The 352-nt window shown below is 48.6% G+C and carries 1 pseudogene; it reads right to left on the minus strand.

Annotation, left to right across the window (positions count from 1 at the left end):
• A pseudogene (locus AAEZ05_RS27960) lies at window positions 1–310 on the minus strand (sugar transporter); the annotation flags it as partial.
• Between the last annotated feature and the right edge of the window lie 42 nt (window positions 311–352).

Below are 352 nucleotides of genomic sequence, written 5' to 3' on the forward strand. Positions count from 1 at the left end.
TCAAGAGCAGCGACACACTGGCGATAGCCGCGCCAACATAGCCGACACTTGATATAGAAATATGCGTTACGGCATAACCACCAAACAGTGCACCGGCGCCAATGCCTAAATTAATAATCCCTGAGAACATCGACATCAGCATGTCTTGCGCCGTGACATCGACCATGATGACTTTGGCTTGCATGGAGATAATCAGCAGCATCAGCGCCGCGCCCCACAGTAACGCAATGAAACTCAGCGCCCAGATGGAGGTCACGGCAAACAATAGCACCAGCATAGATATCAGCATTAATATGATCGATATCAGCATCAATCTGGTATTAAAACGATCACCCCAGCGACTGAATATCAC

Source organism: Pseudomonas sp. HY13-MNA-CIBAN-0226 (assembly GCF_040310305.1).
Lineage (GTDB): Bacteria > Pseudomonadota > Gammaproteobacteria > Pseudomonadales > Pseudomonadaceae > Aquipseudomonas > Aquipseudomonas gregormendelii.